The organism is Pseudomonas sp. SDI (genome assembly GCF_003105155.1).
Classification (GTDB): Bacteria; Pseudomonadota; Gammaproteobacteria; order Pseudomonadales; family Pseudomonadaceae; genus Aquipseudomonas.
This window is the reverse complement of sequence record NZ_QETK01000033.1, coordinates 44,144-50,548: the sequence shown is the minus strand read 5'-3', so window position 1 is coordinate 50,548 and position 6,405 is coordinate 44,144. Positions and strand designations below refer to the sequence as shown.

The following is a 6,405-nucleotide window of genomic DNA, read 5'->3' as shown; positions in this document are numbered from 1 at the left end:
ACAGGGTTAGTAGAGCCCCTTGTGGGAGCGGGCTCGTCCCGCGATGCTTTTCAGGCAGGCAAAAAAAGGGGCGCCGACCAAGCGCCCCGAAAAGCCGTGTAGCACACAACGAATTCGAATCAGTCGAGCAGCGCCAGCGCCTCCGCGCTGCATTGCTGGATGCGCGCCCAGTCGCGGTTTTTCACCCAGGCACTTTCGAACATCCAGGTCCCGCCCACGCACATTACGTTCGGCTGCGCCATATAGCTGTTCAGGTTGCCCGGGTTGACCCCGCCGGTCGGGCAGAAGCGCACTTCACCGAACGGTCCGCCAAAGGCCTTGATGGCCGCCACGCCACCGCTGATCTCCGCCGGGAACAACTTGAAGCGGCGATAGCCCAGGGCATAGCCCATCATGATTTCCGAGGCACTACTGATCCCCGGCAGCAACGGCAAGGCGCTTTCCACACCGGCCTCAAGAATGTCCTGGGTGCAGCCCGGGGTGACGATGAACTGCGCCCCGGCCGCCTCCACCGCCTTGAGCATACCGCGGTCGAGCACGGTGCCAGCACCGATGGTCAGTTCCGGACGCTGCTCGCGCAGCACACGAATCGCCGTCAGGCCGTGCGCCGAGCGCAAGGTGATTTCCAGCGTCTTCAGGCCACCGGCCGCCAGCGCATCGGCCAGCGGCAGAATGTCTTCCTCGCAGGCAATGGTGATCACCGGCAGGATCCGCGCTTCGCTGCAGATCTGGTCGATGCGGGCAATCTTCTCGGCCATGGACAAGCCCGGCTGTGTAGGTTCAAGCGTGGTCATGACGGCGGGTCCTTGGTTCATGGGCACCAGTAGATATCCAGGGAAGCGTGAAGAAAGGCACGGATCGGCATGGCCTGCGGGTCATCCCCGGCCAGCGCGGCGCGCAGCGTAGCGAGTTTGCCCGGGCCCTGCACGGACAACGCGGTGAACGCAGCCTGGCCCAGCACACTGCGGGTCAGGCTCAGGCGCTGGTGTGGCACCGTCGGCGCCAGCATCGGCAGGCAGCGCCGGGCACCGTCGGCTTGCAGGCCTTCGGCAAGGTTCGGGCTGCCAGGGAACAGCGACGCGGTATGCCCATCGTCCCCCATGCCCAGCACCAGTACATCGATCGGGCCCAGCTCGGCCACGGCCTGATCGGCAGCCAGCGCCGCCGTCTCCAGGTTGGCCGCCGGGCGATACAGGCCAACGAAGCGCGCCTTGGCCGCTGCGCCGACCAGCAAGTAACGCTTGAGCAGGCCAGCGTTGCTGTCGCTGTGCTCCACCGGCACCCAGCGCTCGTCGGCCAGGCTCACGGTGACCTTCGACCAGTCCAGCGGCTGCTTGGCCAGGCTCTGGAAAAACGCCACCGGGCTACGCCCGCCGGACACCACCAGGGTGGCCGCGCCGCGCGCAGCAAGCGCATTGCGCAGGCGCTCGGCAACGTCGCCGGCCAGCGCGTCGGCAAGCTTCGCCGCGGTGCTGAAGTCGTGTGCAGTGACCGTTGCCGGCAATTGCAGTTCAGATATCGCCATACCATGCCCTCCCGTCGCGGGTAATCAGTGCAATCGAGCTCATCGGCCCCCAGCTGCCCGCCGCATACGGCTTGGGCGCCTCGCCGGACTGTTTCCAGCCAGCGATCAGCTGGTCGCACCATTTCCACGCATATTCGATTTCGTCCTTGCGCACAAACAGGTTCTGGTTGCCACGCATCACTTCCAGCAACAACCGCTCGTAGGCGTCGGGGATCCGCGCGCTGCGCCAGGTGTCGGAAAAGTTAAGTTGCAGAGGGCCGCTGCGTAGTTGCATGCCCTTGTCCAGCCCTTGCTCCTTGGTCATCACCCGCAGCGAAATACCCTCGTCGGGCTGCAGGCGAATGATCAGCTTGTTGCCGATCTGCAAACGCTGTTCCGCCGCAAAGATGTAGTGCTGCGGTTCCTTGAAATGAATGACGATCTGCGACAGCTTTTGCGGCATGCGCTTGCCGGTACGCAGGTAGAACGGCACGCCGGCCCAGCGCCAGTTGCGAATGTCGGCGCGCAAGGCGACGAAGGTTTCGGTGTCGCTCTGGGTGTTGGAGTTTTCCTCCTCCAGGTAACCCGGCACCGGGCGTCCTTCGCTGTAGCCGGCGATGTACTGGCCACGCACCACCTGGCTGCTCAGGCCCTCGCCACTGATCGGCGCCAGGGCCTTGAGCACCTTGACCTTCTCGTCGCGAATGCTGTCGGCGGAAAGGTCGCTGGGCGGGTCCATGGCAATCAGGCAGAGCAACTGCAGCAGGTGGTTCTGGATCATGTCGCGCAACTGCCCGGCCTTGTCGAAGTAGCCCCAGCGGCCTTCGATGCCGACCTTCTCGGCCACGGTGATTTCCACGTGGGAGATCGAGTTCTGGTTCCACTGGGTTTCGAACAGGCTGTTGGCAAAGCGCAGGGCAATGAGGTTTTGCACGGTCTCCTTGCCCAGGTAATGGTCGATGCGATAAACGCGGTTCTCCGGGAAGTACTGCGCCACGGCATCGTTGACCCGGCGCGACGACTCCAGGTCGTGGCCGATCGGCTTTTCCAGTACCACGCGGGTGCGGGCACTGAGCCCGGCCTTGTCGAGGTTCTCGCAGATGGCGCCGTACACGGCTGCCGGGGTGGCGAAGTAGGCAATCAGTTGGCTGGCCGGGTCGACGTGCGCGGCGAGGGCCTGGTAATCCTCGGCATTGAGAAAATCGACGTGCAGGTAGCGCAGGCGATTCAGGAAACGCTGCAGGGCGTCGGCCTCGATCTCGCTGGCGCCCACGAACTCGCGCAGGTGCGCTTCGATCGCGGCCAGGTGTTCCTCGGCCGTGCCCGCCTCGCGGGCCAGCGCCAGCAGCCGGGTCTGCTCGTGCAGCAGACCGGCGCGGTCGAGCTGATAGAGCGCCGGAAACAGCTTGCGCAACGCCAGGTCGCCGAGGGCGCCGAATAGGGCAAAAGTGCAAGGTTCTACGGAGATCGGAGCCATGATGTTGGTTCTTTTATCAAGTTGACGTAGAAATACCGTTTTCAATCGCAGTTTTCAAGGAATAATGTAGTAAAAACCACAACATTTACCCACTGACATAGATACAAGTGGTGTGCCAACCATGCCATCAGTACGATAGGCCACCGTGACAAAAAGCCGCTTGTCGACGACAACCGGCTGCATCCCCGACCCAAGGAACCCCCATGGACCGCGTGCGAAACCTCCTGGAGCAGATCCAGGGCCGCCTCGACGAGCTGAACAAGGCTGAGCGCAAAGTCGCCGAAGTCATCCTGCTCAACCCACAGCAGGCTACCCGCTTCAGCATTGCTGCCCTGGCCCAGGCGGCCAAGGTCAGCGAACCGACCGTCAACCGCTTCTGCCGCTCGTTCGGTGTCAGCGGCTACCCGGAACTCAAACTGCAACTGGCGCAGAGCCTGGCCAGTGGCGCGGCCTATGTCAGCCGTGCGGTGGAAGCCGACGACGATCCGGCGTCCTACACCCAGAAAATCTTCGGCAGCGCCATCGCCTCGCTGGACAGCGCCTGCCAGCAGCTCGACCCGCAGTTGGTCAGCCGGGCCGTCGACATGCTGATCCAGGCCCGGCAGATCCACTTCTTCGGCCTCGGCGCCTCGGCCCCGGTAGCGCTCGATGCGCAGCACAAGTTCTTTCGCTTCAACCTGGCGGTGTCGGCCCATGCCGACGTGCTGATGCAGCGCATGCTGGCCTCGGTGGCACACACCGGCGAGCTGTTCGTGATCATCTCCTACACCGGGCGCACCCGCGAGCTGGTCGAGGTGGCACGCCTGGCCCGCGAAAACGGTGCCTCGGTACTCGGCCTGACCGCCGCCGACTCGCCGCTGGCCAAGGCCAGCAGCCTGAGCCTGAACATCCCGCTGCCGGAAGACACCGACATCTACATGCCGATGACCTCGCGGATCATCCAGCTGACCGTGCTCGACGTGCTCGCCACCGGCATGACCCTGCGCCGGGGCGTCGACTTCCAGCCACACCTGCGCAAGATCAAGGAAAGCCTCAACGCCAGCCGCTACCCACTCGACGACGAGCTCAATTGAGCTGGTGCGCCTGCAAGCGCAGGTGAGCCTGTTCGCCGGGCGCCAGGCTCAGGCTGTCGTTGCTGCCACTGGCCGCTTCGACACAGACGAAACCCTGGGTTTCGCTGCCGCTCACGCCCATTAGCGGCCGGTTGCCCGGATGCCAGACCACCGTGTCTTCGCTGTCGCCGGTATCGATGCACAACTGGCGCTCCCAGGCCGGGTCGTGCAGCTGAAGCGTGGCAGCATTGCGGAACACCCGCTGGCAGCCACCATGAACTTTCAGGGCGCCTTTCTGCTGGCACACCTGACGGCTCAAATGGTCGTACCCCCTCGCATTCTCTAGCCCAGATAGCGCTATCTCGGAAACGTCAGAAATACGCCAGTAGGCCAACAGAGCATGGCTCAACTGGCAGGGCAGGCTGTCCTGATGCTCGGTGCGCAGCTCCAGCTCCATACCTTCGCCCAGCCTGGCAAGCAGATCGACCTGCCAATCGCATAGTTGCAGACGCCATTTCAGGGTAACGCCGTGCGCGTCTTCCTGGCTGTCGAGCAGTTTCCAGTCGAGCAGGCGCGCCCAGCCATGGGCCGGCCACATGTCTTCGCTGGGATGGCGGCCGTACCACGGCCAGCACACCGGAACGCCGCCACGGATGGCGCCGACTTGCGGCCACTGCGCCGCGCACCACAGCCAGGGCTTGGCGCCACGCGGCTGGAAGTGCAGCAGTTGCGCGCCCTGGCGGCTGAATACCGCCTGGCACTGCGGGTGATCGATGATCAGCACATCGCGCTGCTGGTAACGCTCCCACTCGAAGGTCGGCCGCGGCCGCTGCGAGGTGAAGAAGCGCTGAAGCGGGTGCTCGGGCATGGGTTTGGACTCTGTCTGATTGTTATGGCCCTGTCGCGGGCAAGGCCAGCCCCCACCCTGTGGGAGCCGGCCTTGCCGGCGATCGACCGCTTAGGCGGTCGCAACTTTGGCGTAAATTTACAACAAAACCCCTCAGAACTTCGACTGAATCTTCAACCCGGCGACGATCGCGTTATCCACTTCGTCCACCCCACCCGGGCGCTTGATGTATTGCAGGTTGGGCCGCACGGTCAGCCAGTTAGTTAGATGGACGCCGTAGTACAGCTCGGCGTTGTATTCGCTACGTTGCAGCGGCACGAAGCCCATGTCGTCGTAATCCGAAATTCCACTGCCGGCGTTGAGCTGCTGCGCACGCTTCTTCACGTCGTCGTTGACGTGAATTCGCGCCACGCCGAAGCCGATGTCGTCCTTGGGCCGCGAATCGAACGCGCCCTTATAGACCATCCCCACCTGCTGGTAGTTGTCGACCACGTTGGTGGCCTTGTCGTGCACGGTGAAGTTGGCGAACAGGCTCAGGCCACGGTTGGCATCGCCGTTGTGCGCGGTGACCTGCTGCTGCGCCACCACCCACCAGCCGTGCTTGCTGGAATGCGACTTGAAGTCGCCGCCGGCCACGCCCTGCGGCTGGCCATCGATGTTTTCGTAAATGTCGTCGGCCTTGGCTGTGCTGTAGTAGTAACCCAGGCGGTATTCGCCGGGCAGGTCGTTGACCTTGGGCGACCAGACCAACTCCACCGGCAGGATCATGCCCTTGGTGCCACTGCCGCTGAGCTTGAAGCCATTGCCGGTTTCCAGGTTCGACGGGTTCTGTTCGTAGACGCCGACCTGGGCGAAGAATTCCGGGGTGATGTTGTACTTGACCCGCATCGCCCACTGGCTGACTGGCCAGTTGTACCAGATGCCGCCGACCCAGTTACCGACCTGCGAGCCGCAGAACGCCAGGTTCTGGAAGTCGCAGGGGAAGCTGTTGAAGTCCTCGCCCTCGCCGAAACGGCCGACCTTCACATCCAGCGCGCCGTCGAAGTACTTCTGCTTGACCCACAGCTGGGTCAGCCGCCAGGTCTGGCCACGCCCCCAGACTTCCTGCACCGAGCTGAACTGCCCGGCGCGCGGGTCGCTGATGCGGTCGTTGGACAGGTTCCTGCCGCTACGCTCGGTGATCGCCAGCTTGAACTCGGCGTCGTGCAGGCCGAGGATCTTTTCCAGGTCCAGTTGCACCCCCAGGGCAAACTGGTCGCTGTAGCGCGCGGTCTTGTCGTCGTTGTAACCGCCCTTGAGATTGCCGGCCACTTCGCCGACGTATTCCAGCGAGAAGTCGTAGCCCTGCTCCAGCAACTCGGTGCGGGTTCCGCCCCAGTCGCCGCTCATCCATTTCGACGCCGGGTCGAAGGCGCCCGCAGCCTGCGCCCCACAACTGACCCCGAGGGCTGCCAGCAGGGTCAGCGTACCCAGCGGCCTGATGTGCTTGTAATGGTCCATACCGTGTTTCCTCGTTTTATTGTTC

At 63.8% G+C, this 6,405-nt stretch carries 6 protein-coding genes; 1 reads left to right on the top strand and 5 read right to left on the bottom strand.

What is annotated here, in order from left to right:
• Positions 1–119: 119 nt before the first annotated feature.
• The 3 genes from DCO48_RS19380 to zwf are packed head-to-tail and all read right to left on the bottom strand — an operon-like array spanning position 120 to position 2,981.
• On the bottom strand, positions 120–794 hold the full coding sequence (locus tag DCO48_RS19380) for a bifunctional 4-hydroxy-2-oxoglutarate aldolase/2-dehydro-3-deoxy-phosphogluconate aldolase (protein WP_116552218.1): 675 nt from the start codon (positions 792–794) through the stop codon (positions 120–122).
• A 17-nt stretch (positions 795–811) separates the two neighbouring features.
• Positions 812–1,525 (bottom strand): 6-phosphogluconolactonase, encoded by a 714-nt coding sequence (gene pgl / locus DCO48_RS19375; protein WP_116552217.1) that lies wholly within the window; start codon positions 1,523–1,525, stop codon positions 812–814.
• The gene (gene zwf, locus DCO48_RS19370; protein ID WP_116552216.1) at positions 1,512–2,981 is read right to left on the bottom strand and encodes a glucose-6-phosphate dehydrogenase; all 1,470 of its coding nucleotides are present in this window, start codon (positions 2,979–2,981) and stop codon (positions 1,512–1,514) included. The genes pgl and zwf overlap by 14 nt, the downstream gene beginning before the upstream one ends.
• A 212-nt stretch (positions 2,982–3,193) precedes the next feature.
• On the opposite strand from zwf, the gene hexR reads away from it, so the two are divergent.
• Positions 3,194–4,054 (top strand): DNA-binding transcriptional regulator HexR, encoded by an 861-nt coding sequence (gene hexR, locus DCO48_RS19365; RefSeq protein ID WP_177410625.1) that lies wholly within the window; start codon positions 3,194–3,196, stop codon positions 4,052–4,054.
• Here hexR and DCO48_RS19360 read toward each other — a convergent pair.
• Complete coding sequence (locus DCO48_RS19360; RefSeq protein ID WP_116552214.1) at positions 4,047–4,901, bottom strand: D-hexose-6-phosphate mutarotase; 855 nt, start codon at positions 4,899–4,901, stop codon at positions 4,047–4,049. The genes hexR and DCO48_RS19360 overlap by 8 nt on opposite strands.
• A gap of 132 nt (positions 4,902–5,033) precedes the next feature.
• Positions 5,034–6,380, bottom strand: coding sequence for a carbohydrate porin (locus tag DCO48_RS19355; protein WP_116552213.1), 1,347 nt, complete (start codon positions 6,378–6,380; stop codon positions 5,034–5,036).
• Positions 6,381–6,405: the final 25 nt, after the last annotated feature.

Bases quoted from the DNA above. Each gene is read 5' to 3' on its own strand.
- DCO48_RS19355 (WP_116552213.1), bottom strand. From the start codon at position 6,380: ATGGACCATTACAAGCACATCAGGCCGCTGGGTACGCTGACCCTGCTG.
- pgl (WP_116552217.1), bottom strand. From the start codon at position 1,525: ATGGCGATATCTGAACTGCAATTGCCGGCAACGGTCACTGCACACGAC.
- DCO48_RS19360 (WP_116552214.1), bottom strand. From the start codon at position 4,901: ATGCCCGAGCACCCGCTTCAGCGCTTCTTCACCTCGCAGCGGCCGCGG.
- DCO48_RS19380 (WP_116552218.1), bottom strand. From the start codon at position 794: ATGACCACGCTTGAACCTACACAGCCGGGCTTGTCCATGGCCGAGAAG.
- zwf (WP_116552216.1), bottom strand. From the start codon at position 2,981: ATGGCTCCGATCTCCGTAGAACCTTGCACTTTTGCCCTATTCGGCGCC.